We start from the raw sequence: 16,123 nt of genomic DNA on the forward strand, positions 1-16,123 counted from the left end.
ACCATTCAGCTCCCCTACTTTATTTCCTCCTTAGGTAAAATGGTTTTCGCTAATTCACGATCTAAATCCTCGAATTGATAGTAGGAAATCGTTTCATATAATTCGCTTCTTGTTTGCATATCCTCAACTGCTTCTTGTTGTGTTCCAGTATTTTTTATTAATTCAAATACACGCTCGTATGCTTTCGCTGCAACTCTCATAGACGTAACAGGATAAATGACCATCGAGTAGCCCATTTTTTCAAATTCCTTAGCGGTATAATAAGGAGTTTGACCAAATTCAGTCATATTGGCTAATAAGGGTGCATTTAACTCATTGGCAAATTGTTTAAACTCCTTGTCAGTTTGTAATGCCTCTGGAAAAATAGCATCTGCCCCAGCAGCAACATATGCTTTGGCTCTTAGAATAGCCTGCTCTAAGCCTTCAACAGACCTTGCATCCGTGCGAGCAATAATTACTAATGTAGGGGCTATTTGTTTAATCGTTTTTATTTTTTGTATCATTTCCTCTATTGAAATAAGAGTTTTGCCATTTAAATGTCCACATTTTTTAGGAAGATTTTGGTCCTCTAGCTGTACGGCAGCGACCCCTGCCTCTACCATTTCACGAGCAGTACGGGCAACATTTAATACACCACCAAAGCCCGTATCAATATCCACTAGCATAGGTAAATTAGTAGCCCGAATAATATCACTAGCACGCTGAGCTATTTCATTTGAATAAATCATCCCTAAATCTGGTAGGCCTCTACTCGCTGTATACGCGGCACCCGAAAGATACAGTGCATCAAAGCCAACTTTTTTAGCCATTAAACCTGCCATTGCATCATGTGCTCCGGGTATTTGCAAAATAGCTGAACGAGCAATAAGAGCTTTAAATTGTTCAGCTAATTGTTTTTGTGTCTTCGCTTCTTGAACAATCCACGCCATTTTTAAAAACCTCCTCTTTATTGCGTTCGGAATCCTTCTAAATTAAATAAATAGATTAATAAATTCATGGACAGCAATTTGTTCAAGCAGCTCTTTATTTGCACAAACCTCATTTATTGTATTGAGTTGTTTTTGAGAATAATGCGTACTAATGTTTTGCTGGAATTTATTAATGATCTGAGGAAATGCTTCCTCACGGCGGAAACGATGTCCTAAAGGATATTCACACTCAATTAGCTCGGATGATGTACCATCTTTGTAATAAACTTGAACAGCATTCGCAATGGATCGTTTATCAGGGTCTAAATAGTCGATTGTATATTGGCTTTTTTCCACGACAACCATTTTATTTCGCAAGTCATCAATACGTGGGTCTACAGCCACCTCATCTTCGTAGTGATCTGCTATAATGTCACCATAAATAAGACCAATAGCTGTAATATATTGAAGGCAGTGATCACGATCAGCAGGATTGTGAAGAGGCCCTTCTTTATCGATAATTCGTATGGCTGATTCATGCGTCGTAATGTTAATGCGGTCAATTTCAGCTAGGCGATTCTTTACTTCAGGATGTAAATGAACAGCACATTCTGCAGCCGTTTGAGCATGAAATTCTGCAGGGTAAGACACTTTAAAGAGGACATTTTCCATAACATAAGATGCAAGTGGTCTCGCAAGCTTTAATTCTTGCTTATTAAAGAGCACATCTTGGAATCCCCAGCCTGGTGCAGATAATGCAGTTGCATAGCCCATTTCCCCTTTCACAGCCATCATTGCTAGTTGTACCGCCCTGCTTGTAGCGTCACCAGCAGCCCATGATTTTCTAGATCCCGTATTAGGGGCATGTCGATAGGTTCTTAAACTTGAATTATCAATCCAAGCATTTGATAAAGCATTGACAATTTCTTGATGAGTACCACCTAAAGCCTTTGTTACTACAGCTGTTGTTGCTATTTTGACAAATAAGACGTGATCTAAGCCAACACGATTTAAGCTATTTTCGAGTGCAAGTATTCCTTGTATTTCATGAGCTTGTATCATCATTTCTAAAACGTCTTTTATTTGGAGAGGCTCTTGCCCTTCTGCAACACCTACACGACTCAAATAATCGGCTACAGCTAAAATGCCACCTAGATTATCAGAAGGATGCCCCCATTCTGCCGCCAACCATGTATCGTTATAATCCAACCAACGGATCATACAACCGATATTAAAGGCACCTTTAACTGGATCAAGGACATAGGATGTTCCTGGAATACGAGTACCATTTGGAACGACTGTACCTGGTACTACAGGACCCAGAAGTTTTGTACATTCAGGATATTGTAAAGCTAAAATGCCACAACCTAACGTATCCAATAAAACATATCGAGCCGTTTCGTAAGCTTCTTCGCTCGTAATCTTTGTGTTTAATACGTAATCCGCAATATCAACAAGAAGCTGGTCTGTCATCGTTTTTTCATTCGTTTTAATCATCTATATCTTCCTTTCAAGGTATGAATTTGATATACTAGTATGCTGATGGGCATTGGTCAGAATGTCCATCAGCTCTATGGCGAGTTGTTAAAACTTGATTATACCGACAATTCTTCAAGGTTATGACGCTCGCCTATATAATGAACACGAGGTCTAAATAATCGATTATTGTCATGTTGTTCGATCACATGTGCACATAAACCAATCGTTCGAGAGCCAAAGAAAATAGGCGTATATAATTCAATTGGTAAGCCCAGCATGTAGTACACTGGCGCAGCATAATAATCTAAATTTGGATACAAGCCTTTTTCCTCCACCATCACTTTTTCACCAGCTTCACACATGTGATATAAGCGGTCATCCCCTTGCTCCAAGCATAATTTATATAAAGCTTCTTTCATGATCTGCGCTCTTGGGTCCATTTTTTTCATATAGACACGATGGCCAAAGCCCATTATTTTCTCTTTATTTTTGAGCTTGTTTTTCAGCATCGCTTCAAAGCCTTCCACTGTCTTAGCTTCAAGCAGCATATACATGACTGCCTCGTTCGCCCCACCATGCAAATTTCCTTTCAATGATGCGACAGCACCAGTTAGAGCACCATACAGATCGGATTGTGTGGAGGCAATAACACGAGCAGCAAAGGTCGAATTCGGCATTTCATGTTCACTATATAAAACAAGTGATTGGTCAAAAATTTCCTCTTCTAATGGTGTTGGTTTTCTTCCAGTAATCATGTAATAAAAATTAGCACTATATGAAAGCTCACTATCCGGTTCTACTACCTCTTGACCATTTAATACACGGTAGCTATTCGCAACGATATTGGGCATTCCGCCTAAAAGTCGATATGCTCGTGTTACATTCTTTTCAGTCGAACGATCATTGATGTGCTGATCATACCCTGCTAACGCTGAAATTCCAGTTCTAAGGCCGTCCATAGCATGTGTCCCATTTGGTAATAAGTTGAAAATTTGAAAAAGCTCTTGTGGAACGTGATAGTTTTCTTTCAATTTATCTTGTAAGTCAGCTTGTTGCTCAGTAGTTGGTAGGTTTCCGTGCAATAATAAATGGACAATATCTAAATAGGAATATCGCTGAGATAGTTCAATCAAATCATAGCCCCGTATAACAATTTGGCTTCCTACTACGTCTAAGAAAGACAGTTTTGTTTCCGCAGCAATAACTCCATCAAGACCTGGTGAATACGTTAACTCCATGAATTACAACCCCTTTGTTTAATCATTCTTGTAAGCGTTACCATTCAAACTCGAAAGAACAACAAAAAAACAACTTCTACCCCTTTAGAAGTTGTTAATCTACAAAAGTATGACAGAACAAAAAACAGTGAACTTACATCCATTCACAATCATCATACAGTAGCTAACACCTCCCTATCCTCGTAGGTCAATTGATGCTTATTTAGCGGCAGGTCTCCTGACTTATCATCAACATTCCTATAACACCTTCCCGTTTTGATGAACAAAACAGTGGCCACGTTATGGAACTCCTACATACAGTTGCGGGACAGTGTTGGACTCACACCAACTTCCCTTTTAATCAAATGGAATCAAACCCATTTGAACCACCAAAATTTAGCATATTCAATTTGTCTTTTTACCTTAACATAGAGGTTTCCAAACAATCAATATAGGTAAAATTCAGAAAAGACTGATTATAAAAAGCTATTTTTCATTTTTGACGAACTATTCTGCATATTTAAGCATTATTTCGCTCAAAAAAAGATTGTTAATCAATCCCAATGAAGCTATATTTATGAAGTCTACTTTAAAAAAGCGAATTATTTTGCATAACGATGAAACGTGGAGTGACGGGATGGGCTATATAACAGAATTAAGAAAGCTTATCGGTAATAGACCGATTATAAGCGTCGGTTCGACAGTTCTTGTTGTTAATGATGATAAGAAGATACTCTTTCAACATCGTTCAGATACGTTGGATTGGGGATTACCTGGCGGCTCAATGGAAATAAACGAAACATTAGAGCAGGTTGCTGCTCGTGAACTTTATGAGGAAACTGGACTCGTGGCTACAGAGTTTGATTTTATCGGTGTTTTTTCAGGACCTGATTATTACTACTGTTATCCGAATGGCGATGAAATCCATACAGTCATTCACCTGTATAGAGCTAAACATGTAAGGGGTGTATTGGAAATGAAAGATGGTGAGAGCTTAAGCCTCACTTATTTCAGTAAGGAAGAACTTCCGAATAATATGGAACAGAGGACGGTCGCTCTCTTAAACAACCTAGAAGGTAAAATATGGGGGTTCGAAAGCTCCTTTACGAAGCTTTCCAAATAACAATGTAAGAATTTTAATAAGGACTTTCTTCGCAAAGACATTCCAGTTCATTCTAAAGTATTCTTGTGAATTCTTTCGCGAGGGTGAGTGGGTAAAATCGCGTTGTATAGCTCAAGTGATGCGGAATGCTTAAATGGTTCACCTTTCATACTTTCCTCTACTAGCTGACCATTTTGCATGACAAGGATGCGATCTGAAATAAAGCGTGTAGCCTGTAGGTCATGAGAAATGAAAATGTATGCAAGTTGCAAATCCTTTTGTAGTGTCTGTAGTAATTGAATGATATGTTTTTGCAAAATCATATCTAAACTACTAATGGCTTCATCTAAAACAATTAATTTTGGGTGTAAGGCAAGCGCTCTTGCAATGTTAACACGCTGTTGTTGTCCTCCGCTAAGCTGGGAGGGATACTTTTCGGTAATAGATTTGTCTAACTCTACATGATCAAGTAATTCCTTTACCTTATAATGTCTCTCAGCTGAGCTATAATGCTCGAAATTTAGGTACGGTTCCTCTAAAATTTGAAAAATGGTCTGCTTTGGATTTAATGAATGATAGCTATTTTGAAAGACTGCTTGTAAATCTCTCCGTATCATTTTTTTCTGTTGGCTAGTGGCATCATAAAGATTAACCCCTTGAAATAGAATCTCACCGGCTGTTGGCCTTTCCATTCCTAATATAATTCGGCCCAATGTGCTTTTTCCTGAGCCACTTTGTCCAACAATCCCTAAGCATTCCCCCTCCTGAAGTGAAAATGATACTTTCTGTAATACAGGGGCATCCTGTCTTCGCTTGAATATGAACGGTCTATGTGCATAGTTCTTCTCAATATATCTCACTTCTAGTAGCTTCAATTTTTTCACCTCTAAAACATAATTCGGGATTGTAATAGTTTTTTTGTATAAGGATGCTGAGGTGCATCAAAAAAATCATAGACATTCGCTTGTTCAATTATTTCCCCCTTATACATCACGGCCACGTCATCAGCAAGTTCAGCAATAACGCCTAAATCATGTGTCACAAGAAGGATGGCTGCCTGTGTTTCCAAGCGAATACGGTCAAATAAGGTCAATACCTGCTTTTGATTGACTGTATCAAGAGCTGTCGTTGGTTCATCAGCTATATATACCGAGGCTTGAATTGCCAGTGACAAAGCAATCATTACACGCTGTAGCATTCCCCCACTTAATTGGAATGGATAATAGTGTAAAAGGCGCTCGGGATTAGGTAAATTAACTTTTGACATGCTTTCAATAGCAATTTGTCTTATTTCATTTTTAGTTATAACAAAATGAGCCTTTAATGATTCACGAAAATGACCTTCAATGGTTTGAACACGGTCAAAGGCAGTCGAAGGATTTTGCATAATAATGGAAAGATGTCTACCACGATAAGCTCTCATTTGAGCAGCAGTTACCTTCAATAAATCTTGTTGATGGTAGAAAATTTGCCCTTTGGTGATCTGTGCTCTAGTCGGCAAGGCTTGCATGATAGCTTGGCAAAGCATCGTTTTCCCACTACCGCTTTCCCCAATAATTCCTAACACTCGGCCTTGATAGGCTGTTAAATGAATGGAGGATAAAATATTCTGTTCTCCAACTTTGACCGATAAGTCTTTCACTTCTAAAACTTTCTTCATAACTACCCCTTTACTGATCAGGCTTCTTCAAACTACTTGCTAAAACATTACATACTAGGACAACAAGGACGATAGCAAGCCCAGGATATAGCATTAATTCAGGATGTTGGCGGATATATTGCTTCCCTTCATTTACCATCATTCCCCATTCAGGGGTAGGAGCCTGCACACCAAGCCCAATAAAGGAAAAGCCCGCAATCTCTAAAATGACCTTCCCCATATCTAATGCCACAATCGTTACAATCGGTGGCCAAACATGAGGGAGATAGTGACGAATAATTAATTTCGTACCTGTAGTACCACTAATTCTTGCCGCTAGAATAAAATCTTTTTCATTCATGCCAATAAATAAACCTCGAATTAGCCTCGAATAATAAATAAGCTGTGTTAAACTAAGTGCAATTAACACATTTTTCAAGCTCGGTCCTAATACACCTAAAAGCCCAAATGCTAGTACAAGTGTTGGAAAAGCTAATAAAATATCGCATACCCGAATAAATAGCGCATTTATTATACCTCTTTTTAAGGAGACCCATGCGCCCAATAGTATCGCTACTAGAATAGCAACTATTTGTATGACGAGCGCCGCACCTAAAGAATACCGAATCCCTAAAAGCAATCGGGAGAAGACACATCTTCCTAAATGGTCTGTTCCTAATGGATAGTCCCATGAGGGTGCTAAAAATTTCTTAGAAATATCGACTGCTAAAGGGTCATGAGGCATAATGAGTGGGGCAAACAGTCCGAGTAAACCAATAAAAATCAGTAAGGTGAGACTAATATATCTTCTCATATGTATACGTCCTAAGTTCACTTTACTCTCTCCTATCCTTCATCATCAGATGAGGATCCAATAAACGATGCAATACATCTGTGCCTAAATTGGCGAGCACATAGATGACAGCAATCACCAACACATAGCATTGTACAACGGGGTAATCACGATTCGTTATGGATTCTATTAAATATCGACCGAGTCCAGGCCAACTAAATACTTGCTCGACAATGACAGCACCACCTAGCAAATTTCCGAGTGTCATCCCAAACAATGTTGATATCGGTATAGCAGCATTCCTCCCCACGTGTCGAATGAGAATGACCGATTTTCTCAAGCCTCTAAGCTGTGCATATTTTACATATGGCTGCTCGTATTCTTCGATCATGGCAGAGCGGATAAACTGTGAGAACAATCCGATTGTAGGTAAAGCTAAGGTGAAGGCCGGTAAAACTATATGTGCTATCGAACCTTTTCCATTCGTTGGAAAAATGCCAAGTTTTAAGCTGAAAAGATAGAGTAGGATAAACCCTAACCAAAATGTTGGAATGGATACACTTAGGACTGTAAATAATCGAATGATTTTATCGATAAAGGAATGCTTATATAATGCGCTCACAACCCCTAATGGAATACTAAAAGTTAAAATGAGGATAAATGCTACTAAAGCTAATTCAATGGTAGCGGGTAGTTTAGCAAATAGCTCATGAGCCACGGGTAATTTACTAACAAAAGATGTCCCAAAGTCTAGCTGTAAAATGCCTTTTACCCATAGCAGATACTGCATGATAAAAGGCTTGTCTGTCCCTAATTCTTCTCGTAAAGCTTGTATAGCCTCTGGTGTTGGGGCAATTCTTGAGAGTCGAAGGATGACCTCTGCCGGTTCTATTGGTACGAAACGAATAAACACAAAGGTCAGAATAGATACGCCTACTAATACAAATGGTAGAGTGAGAATTCTTTTTACACAAAACATCCAAGTCGATTCGTACATGCCGTCACTTCCTATTTCATCCGATGATAAAAAGAGAGTTGCCCTATTTCGACACACTCTCTCTTTCATACTTAGTTTTCTTTATCCATTTGCGCATATGGAATGTCATACTCAGAAGCACGTGGTGCAAAATCCTTCATATATGGTTGATAAATAACATTATTTGTTTCGTACGATATTGGATAGAATAATGCTTGATCGTGGAACATTGTTAAAATATCCGAATATAGCTGCACGCGTTCCTCTTCATCGGTACCGACTAATAATTGATGTATGTTTGTATCGATCTCCTTAGCATTTGGTAAGCCTAATTTTGCTTCATATACACCACTAGCATTTGGCGTAGCTGATTCATTTGCAAAGCTATGTGGATCAGTCGGCGGTCCATTTGTTCGCCAGAAGTTAATATCAACCTGATCATCCATTAATTTTTGCAGACCAACCATAACATCTGCCCCTTCAATATTTAACTGTATCCCTATTTTTGCTAGCTCGCCTTGCATTAACTCCGCCATAGGTTTTTGAATGGCATCAGTAGCAATATAGATTAAATCTAATGTAAGGGGTTGACCATTTTTCGAACGAATTTTTTCACCCTTCTGTAGCGTCCAGCCCGCTTCATCTAGCAATTTCTTCGCTTTTTCAGGATTATATATAATGGGCGCTAAATCAATATTGGCATAAGGAATGGCATTCCAGAATAGCGTGTTTGCCACTTTTTCTGTACCATGTGTAATATTGTCTACCATTTGTTCTTTATTGATAGCATATTGAATAGCTTGTCGAACCTTTAGCTCAGCTAACGGTCCTGACTGAGTATTGAACAGTAATGCTTTCGTAGACAGCGGCTCAGATGTAGCTGTTTTATATTTGCCACTATCTCTTAAGTACGTATAGTTATCTAAACTAATAATCCCTCGACCATAAATGACATCTAATTCTTCATTTTCAAAGGCTAACGAAAGGGATTCCGAATCTGGAATGATCTTAACCTTTATTTTATCTACGAGAGGTTTTTCACCCCAATAATGTTCGTTACGGCTAAATAATGCATATTCATCTTTTTTATAGTCTGTTAATACCCATGGTCCTGTGCCAATAGCTGATTGAATGGAATCATTTGTCGCATCACCGTCTGGAAAGCCATTATCCCCTAAAAAACGGAAAGGTCTGACAAAGGCTAATTCGTTTAACACAGGGTAATATGGTTCATCTAATTGCAAACGTATTGTTGATTCATCTACTTTGACGACCTCTTTAATATGGTTGACCATACCCATCCAAGAATGCATGTCACGATTCGCTAATACTGCATCAAAATTGCGAATCACATTATCAGCATTAAAGGCAGTCCCATCCGAATAGTTAACATCCTTGCGTAAATGAAACGTATAAGCAGTTTTATCCTCTGAGATGTCCCAGCTTTCTGCTAGCTTTGGTGTAATTGTGCCATCATCGTTATACGCCACTAAAGATTCATAAACCATGGCTTGAGCAGTCATCTGATTTGGTAAATATGTATGGGGATTTAATGGCCCTACATCTAATGGCCATCCAATCGTAATCATTTTTTCATCTGTTTGTTCTGTTGGTGCTGAATTTCCTTTGTCCTTTTCTGAGCTTGTACAACCTGCAAGAAAGCTCAAGGTCAAAACAAGCAGGAAAGGCAGTAAATACTTCGTCCATCTCATTTTTTGTCTCCTATCTCTATTCCCTGTTCATATCTACAAATTGAATAGAAAGAAGGCATAAAAAAACCTTATTCCACAAGAATAAGGACAGATAAACCTACAAATACGTAAGCTTCCATCCATCTCCCTATCTTTCGTAGATCATCAATGAATCTTCTTACAAGCAGGCATTCTGGCTTATGATTCATCATTTTGCTTCACCTTACCAAGAAAGAACTTAGTGGTAATCGAAACAAAACTCCTCATTTACAGCTGCGGGACAGCATGGGATTTACACCCATTTTCCTTTTAATTGAATGAAAAATACTTTCATTCAAACTTGTAATGCAATATTTGAAATTAGTAATAAACATAACATGCTGAAATGTTCACGTCAATTTTATTTTCTGAATATAATAAAACCTCTATACAAAAAGACCAGGTAGATGACCTGATCTTTCTTTAACTCCTTTTATTATATTGTTTTCGTTATCTTGATATAGATTCCTTCACCTCCTGACGCAATATTTTAGTAGCACCTACCATATTAGCTAAAGCCGCGATTGTTTCTGGCTCTTTCCTTGTTTTTAAGCCACAGTCAGGATTAACCCAAAATTGATGTTTGTCTAGAACTTGTAAACTATCTTTCATAATGGCTAACATTTCGCCTTCACTCGGCACACGTGGGCTATGAATATCGTAAACACCTAATCCGATTCCTTTTGTATAAGGATTTACTTGAAGGGAAGAAATTAGCTCTCCATGGCTACGTGATGTTTCAATAGAAATCACATCTGCATCTAGCGCGCTAATGGGTTCTATGAAATCGTTAAATTCGCAGTAACACATATGTGTATGAATTTGTGTTTCATCCTTAACACTTGATGTAGCAAGCTTGAAGGCATTGACCGCCCAGTCTAAGTAAGCCCCCCATTCTTCTTTACGAAGAGGTAACCCTTCACGGAGTGCTGGTTCATCCACTTGAATAATGGAGATGCCAGCCGCTTCTAGTGCTTCCACTTCCCTGCGAAGTGCTAATGCAATTTGATAAGCCACATCTTTTCGAGAAATATCATCGCGTACAAAGGACCAATTTAAAATGGTCACTGGCCCTGTCAGCATCCCTTTTACAAAGCGCTTCGTTAAGCTTTGGGCATACGCAGACTCTTTCACGGTAATGGCTGAAGACCATGCAACATCTCCATAAATAATTGGAGGCTTCACACAGCGAGAGCCATACGAAACAACCCATGCTTTTTCAGTAAAGGCAAAGCCCGTCAATTTCTCACCGAAATATTCAACCATGTCTGTCCGTTCAAATTCTCCATGAACTAGTACATCCATATCAAGATCCTCCTGCAAGTGAATCCAGCGCTTTGTTTCCAGTTCAATAAATGCTTCATAGTCTTCATTCGACAATTGTTTCTTTCGCCAAGCATTACGATTTCTCTTCACCTCATCAGATTGAGGGAAGCTGCCAATTGTCGTTGTTGGGAAAAGGGGTAGTCCTAATGCCTGCTGCTGTATTTTTTGACGTTGACTAAAATCATTATGTCGCTCAAAATCCTTTGTTGATAAGGATTGAGCGGCTTGTTGGATAATCTTATTTTGACGAATTGAATGATTTTTTAGTGCTTCAATGGCCTTCATACTTGCTGAGAAATTATGACGTAGCGTTCCGTCTTGATTTTTTCTATATTTAGTGAGCTCAATAAGCTCTTCGATTTTTTCATCAGCAAACGCCAGTGCTTGTTTGAGAACAGGGTCCAGCTTCTTTTCAAGTGAAGTAGATATTGGCACATGTTGAAGGCTACTTGAGGGTTGAATCCACAATTCCTTAGCATCGCTAAGCTTTTCAATAGCTTGAATCGTGGCGTTAGCCTCCGCTAGGTTGGAACGCCATATATCACGACCATTAACAATACCAATAGCTAAAACTTTATCCTGAGGGAAACCAAATTTTCGAAGGGACTCCATATTCCCTTTATAGCCATGTACGAAATCTAAACCAAACCCTTGGACAGGCAATGTAATCAATGTTTCATAGGAGCATAATGCTTCAAAATATGTTTGTAGCATTAGTTTTGCTGCTGGAACGGTTGTCGCTAACTGAGCATAGATTTCCTGTACTAGCTTCCGTTCTGCTGAGTCGAGTGTCGTCACTAAAGAAGGCTCTTCTAATTGAATCCACTGGGCACCTGCATCTACTAATTCTTGAATAATCTGAGCATAGAGAGGTAATAGAGCTAATAAATATTCGACCTGCGTTAATTTATTGTAGCCCTTAGTTAACTTATAAAATGTATAGGGGCCAATAAGTGTCGGCTTCGCAATAATACCGAACGCTTCTTTTGCCTCTAAAAAGTCGGCCAATACCTTATTTTCAGTTAGTTGCAGCGGTTGCCCTTCATATTCAGGGACAATGTAGTGATAGTTGGTATTAAACCATTTGGTCATTTCACTAGCTACTGCTGAATGATTGCCTCTCGCTACACTGTAGTAGGTATGTAAATCTACCCTTCCACCTTGCCAGTTAAAGCGCTTGGGTACTAAGCCAAACATTAAGGCTGTATCTAACATTCTATCGTACAATGTGAAATCCCCCACTGTCACCATATCGATGCCAGATTGTAGCTGCTTTTCAATCCGCGATAACCGAATACTTTTTAGGGTTTCCTGAAAATCCTCTTCCGTTCGTTCTTGACGCCAAAATGCTTCTAACGCCTTCTTCCATTCGCGATCATCTCCGATATATGGATAGCCAATGAGTGTACTAGTATAAGTCATATTTAATCTCCCTTTCATCAATAAGTTTATGGTTACTTGCTCTTACAAATTTGTGTCATCCCATGCTAGATTCAGTGGCTCTATATGAAAACCAGTGGACTTTGCTCTGGAATACAGAATAGTAGCATGAAAAAAAGCCATTCCCCTTCTCGGAAAATGGCTGCATGGTAAATTTATTAAGACAAAAACAATACGAAAAAGTAGAATTTTCGTAAAATCACTTGTTATCGCACAGTGCCTTTTTGGTCACTATTCACCACCTATTTCCACGTAGGTATTTGGTGTGTACTAGAAATTGGCAGGTCTCCTGGCTTCTCATCAACACGCCTCACAGCCTTCCCGGTTTCCCAGTGGCATTTGTGATTTGCTCCGAATTACAGTTGCGGGACAGCGTCGGATTTGCACCGACTTCCCTTTTAAGCCAGACTTTCATCTGGCACCATTTCTTACACTATATTCAGTTATGCCCATACTATACCATATATTTCAGAATAGTAGAAATTGTTTTTACATAAAACTTTATCTATTTACTCTGTTTTTAATTATCAACAATTGGGCTCTTAGTGATAATGCCTTATATTAATTGAACTGATTCCACATTAATTGTACAAGAAAACTATTTATAATCTTTAATTCCAGCTTCAAAAGCCTGTCTATCTCCATTTTCAATCCCGTGCAATGCTTCTTGTAAAGCAAATGTACTTTTATAAAATTTAACTCGTTCAGAAATTTCCTGACCATTAGGATATAGGTTAATACACATATCAAAAAAATCCTCACCATAGCTAGAAAGTATTCCAGCAAAGTCATACGCTGGATCTCCTAAACCCGAACCACCAAAGTCTATTATCCCAGAAATCATACTTGTTTCTGGATCCCACAAAATGTTAGATGCACCGAAATCTCCGTGTATAAGCGTTATATCTAAATTGGAGAATGCCTTCCCGTTTAAAAACGTTTCAAAAGATTGTGAGATTTCCTGTTGAGCGTCTTTTCTCATAAAAGGAAATAATTTATTTCGAATCTTATTATACAAGTTATACATCTCTTCATGAGGATTACGAACCTTTAGTTTCAAATCTCGACTTGCTTTTTCTCCTGATATAGAATGAAGTTCTACAAGAAAAGAAACAAGTTGTTTTGCCAACCCTTTAACTAAATCAACACGCTTCACACCTATTAAACTTTCCTTCCACAAAGGAACACCATCTATTAGATGATATCCGGTGAAGACCTTACCTGGTTCTAACTCTTCAAAAGATTGATAAATTGGATTCGGAATAGGAGTTGAAATGGTACCTTTAATGTATTTTAAAATTTCCGTCTCTCTTTTTAATTGATTGATTCCAATTTTATATTTTGGAAACCTAAAAACCAAAGATTTGTTTACAATTAACACATCATTATTCTGTCCAATTTCATTAGGATAAATGTCTTCAATGGAAAGGTCGGAATAAAGCGATTGAATGTTTTCAATAAAGTTATTATTCATTAGTAATACTCCCTTTCAGTCTCTTTCTAGCTTTTTGATACGTAAACTCTTGTTGAACTATCTGTTCCTTTAGTTTAAAAACAATTCTTCACAAACTCAACTATACTTTAACAAAAAAATCCAAATCACTTAACAAGATGCTCCACAATCTGGCCATTGCCATGAATAAAGACGCTTTCCTTATTACAAAAAGCGCCTGATTGTTGAATAAACAGTGGTGGGTTTATCTCCAACTCAATATTCAAAACTCAATATTGGCTTTGGTCGTTTATTCCAATTAAAAATCTAATTATGAAACTATCTTCTACTTTCTTCGTATATTAATTAAGTCAACTATTTCTAGAGGTGATCATAATGTACGAATACCATTTCGTTAGAGTGGAACTAAATGCTTGGGGTAGTAAACCAAAAGAAGATTATCAAAATATAATTCACCAATACGCATCTGAAGGATGGAGATTTGTTCAAATTTTTGCTCCTTCAACTAAAGGATATGGTTCCGCAGCTTATTTTGAATTAATTTTTGAGAGACCCCTTAATTAGATGTGAGGGGTTTTTCTATTTGGGGAAGCATAAATATCCAACCCTCATTTATATGTGTTATTCACCAATTTACTCCTTTTCAGTAATAAAGAAGCTTTCCGTATTACTGAAAAGTTCCCAATTACTGATTATCAAGACGCTGATTTGTCTTTTGATTGTTAAAGTAATGCATACTATTAGCTGAATACATATTTTACTTTTTCGGTGTAAAGTTCCATCTCACTTATTTTGGGACGATACCTAGCAATCTTCTGCCCATTAGCCATATTGCAAGACCAGTTCCCCACAAGATCAAGGCAGAGCCAAAGCCCACTACAGACATAAATGCATTGATTTGATGTTCCCCCAGTGTGACTGTTCCAGGTACAAATAGCCATGTCATAATAGCAAGTAAACAAAGGAGTGCGCCGGTAAAATAGTAGAGTCTGACTTGAAAAAGAGGTGCCAATGGAAAAAAATGGACACCGACAATAAGAGCTATTATGACAGGTATAAGTTCAGGGTGACGAGTAGCATTACTGACAACAATTGTGATGGCTATAGCCAAACCCTCTGCTGCAAAAATAATGTTAAACCAAAACGACGTACGCTTCCCATGCCTTAAGTCTGTTTTTGAAACCTGATTCGTCAATTCTCTCGATGCTCGTATTAATGAAAAACCGCCGATGAACAGCGCTATACCTATGGCAACAGCAGTAACTAACAATAATGGAACTCCGCAGCCTTGCAATCCCATAATTCCCGTGTACGCCCACAGAGTACCAAAAAACGCCATAAAAAATACACCAGATGCCGTTCCGCGGACTGCGGCACTAGGAATCGCTCTAGATGTTTGTGTCACAAATAAATACCTCCTTTCAACCTAAGTATATGTTCATTACACCCACGTAACAGCCTACAACAGTATTAGATTTAGTTCATTCAAGAAAAATCAAATATCCTTTTTTATCATTATATTCAGGCAGGCAAATGAATGAACTTCTCTGCCCGGTTATCTCAATACATCTCATTCCACTATAAAGACGATTTCGTTATTTCAGAAAAGCACGAGTATTAAACTCTGAAAGTATGGAACATTTCACTTCAGAATTGGAGAATTTACTATTTACACTAACAAACGAATGAAAGGAAAATTAAAAGGAATGAGCCCTGCCCAATACAGAGTTCATTCCTCAGTAACTGCTTAAACTATTCTATAGATGAGATCCTCCACTTGCATCGAGCAATTGACCTGTTACCCAACGGCTGTCTGAGGAAGCAAGAAATACGGCAATATCTGCCACATCCTCGGGTTCTCCCCATCTGTTGAAAATTGAAAGACCAGCCGCATATTTTTGTCCTTCCAGGTTTTCCAAAGTCTCAGCATTCATTTCTGTATTAATAATTCCAGGCTGGATGGCGTTTACCGTAATATTACGGCTCCCTAGTTCCTTGGCTAGAAGACGTGTAAATGTGTCGATAGCACCTTTGGACATACTGTACGTGAAGACACTTGG

General features: G+C 38.3%; 14 protein-coding genes and 3 riboswitches. Of the genes, 2 read left to right on the plus strand and 12 right to left on the minus strand.

Features of this window, described 5'->3' with window-relative positions:
* Positions 1 to 14 precede the first annotated feature (14 nt).
* The 3 genes from prpB to mmgD form a co-directional block, all read right to left on the minus strand.
* Positions 15 to 929, minus strand: coding sequence for a methylisocitrate lyase (prpB, locus tag C9J29_RS12950; RefSeq protein ID WP_089986474.1), 915 nt, complete (start codon positions 927 to 929; stop codon positions 15 to 17).
* Between the two features lie 42 nt (positions 930 to 971).
* Positions 972 to 2,405 carry a bifunctional 2-methylcitrate dehydratase/aconitate hydratase gene (locus C9J29_RS12955; protein WP_107922293.1) on the minus strand — a complete coding sequence of 478 codons (1,434 nt, stop codon included), beginning with the start codon at positions 2,403 to 2,405 and terminating at the stop codon, positions 972 to 974.
* 98 nt (positions 2,406 to 2,503) lie between these two features.
* Positions 2,504 to 3,625 carry a citrate synthase gene (mmgD, locus tag C9J29_RS12960; protein WP_089986473.1) on the minus strand — a complete coding sequence of 374 codons (1,122 nt, stop codon included), beginning with the start codon at positions 3,623 to 3,625 and terminating at the stop codon, positions 2,504 to 2,506.
* 190 nt (positions 3,626 to 3,815) lie between these two features.
* A riboswitch (cobalamin riboswitch) is annotated at positions 3,816 to 4,010 on the minus strand.
* A 231-nt stretch (positions 4,011 to 4,241) separates the two neighbouring features.
* On the opposite strand from mmgD, the gene C9J29_RS12965 reads away from it, so the two are divergent.
* Positions 4,242 to 4,727, plus strand: coding sequence for an NUDIX hydrolase (locus tag C9J29_RS12965; RefSeq protein WP_043990380.1), 486 nt, complete (start codon positions 4,242 to 4,244; stop codon positions 4,725 to 4,727).
* A gap of 47 nt (positions 4,728 to 4,774) precedes the next feature.
* On the opposite strand, the gene C9J29_RS12970 is transcribed toward C9J29_RS12965, so the two are convergent.
* The 7 genes from C9J29_RS12970 to C9J29_RS13000 all read right to left on the minus strand — a co-directional run bounded on the left by C9J29_RS12970 (position 4,775) and on the right by C9J29_RS13000 (position 14,084).
* Complete coding sequence (locus C9J29_RS12970; RefSeq protein WP_107922294.1) at positions 4,775 to 5,590, minus strand: ABC transporter ATP-binding protein; 816 nt, start codon at positions 5,588 to 5,590, stop codon at positions 4,775 to 4,777.
* A 2-nt stretch (positions 5,591 to 5,592) separates the two neighbouring features.
* Complete coding sequence (locus tag C9J29_RS12975) at positions 5,593 to 6,366, minus strand: ABC transporter ATP-binding protein (protein WP_089986470.1); 774 nt, start codon at positions 6,364 to 6,366, stop codon at positions 5,593 to 5,595.
* Positions 6,367 to 6,376: 10 nt separating this feature from the next.
* A complete protein-coding gene (locus tag C9J29_RS12980) occupies positions 6,377 to 7,159 on the minus strand; it encodes an ABC transporter permease subunit (protein WP_237068832.1) in 783 nt (260 codons plus the stop codon).
* Between the two features lie 22 nt (positions 7,160 to 7,181).
* Positions 7,182 to 8,135: a nickel ABC transporter permease gene (gene nikB, locus C9J29_RS12985; RefSeq protein ID WP_237068833.1), complete on the minus strand. Its 954-nt coding sequence runs from the start codon at positions 8,133 to 8,135 to the stop codon at positions 7,182 to 7,184.
* 71 nt (positions 8,136 to 8,206) lie between these two features.
* Positions 8,207 to 9,826: a nickel ABC transporter substrate-binding protein gene (gene nikA, locus C9J29_RS12990; RefSeq protein ID WP_237068834.1), complete on the minus strand. Its 1,620-nt coding sequence runs from the start codon at positions 9,824 to 9,826 to the stop codon at positions 8,207 to 8,209.
* Between the two features lie 145 nt (positions 9,827 to 9,971).
* Positions 9,972 to 10,164, minus strand: a riboswitch (cobalamin riboswitch).
* Positions 10,165 to 10,294: 130 nt separating this feature from the next.
* Positions 10,295 to 12,592, minus strand: a complete 2,298-nt coding sequence (gene metE, locus C9J29_RS12995; RefSeq protein ID WP_128472290.1) for a 5-methyltetrahydropteroyltriglutamate--homocysteine S-methyltransferase — start codon at positions 12,590 to 12,592, stop codon at positions 10,295 to 10,297.
* A 280-nt stretch (positions 12,593 to 12,872) separates the two neighbouring features.
* Positions 12,873 to 13,051: riboswitch (cobalamin riboswitch) on the minus strand.
* A 157-nt stretch (positions 13,052 to 13,208) separates the two neighbouring features.
* Positions 13,209 to 14,084: a phosphotransferase family protein gene (locus C9J29_RS13000; protein ID WP_089986468.1), complete on the minus strand. Its 876-nt coding sequence runs from the start codon at positions 14,082 to 14,084 to the stop codon at positions 13,209 to 13,211.
* Between the two features lie 354 nt (positions 14,085 to 14,438).
* Here C9J29_RS13000 and C9J29_RS13005 point away from each other — a divergent pair, with 354 nt between their 5' ends.
* Positions 14,439 to 14,627, plus strand: coding sequence for a DUF4177 domain-containing protein (locus C9J29_RS13005; RefSeq protein WP_107922296.1), 189 nt, complete (start codon positions 14,439 to 14,441; stop codon positions 14,625 to 14,627).
* Positions 14,628 to 14,850: 223 nt separating this feature from the next.
* Here C9J29_RS13005 and C9J29_RS13010 read toward each other — a convergent pair whose 3' ends face one another.
* Entirely contained in the window at positions 14,851 to 15,468 is a 618-nt protein-coding gene (locus tag C9J29_RS13010; RefSeq protein ID WP_107922297.1) for a DUF7010 family protein, read from the minus strand.
* Between the two features lie 352 nt (positions 15,469 to 15,820).
* Positions 15,821 to 16,123, minus strand: a 303-nt coding sequence (locus tag C9J29_RS13015; RefSeq protein WP_153062679.1) for an SDR family NAD(P)-dependent oxidoreductase, incomplete at its 5' end; no start/stop codon positions are given.

This window comes from Lysinibacillus fusiformis (genome assembly GCF_003049525.1).
In the GTDB taxonomy this organism is placed as follows: Bacteria; Bacillota; Bacilli; order Bacillales_A; family Planococcaceae; genus Lysinibacillus; species Lysinibacillus fusiformis.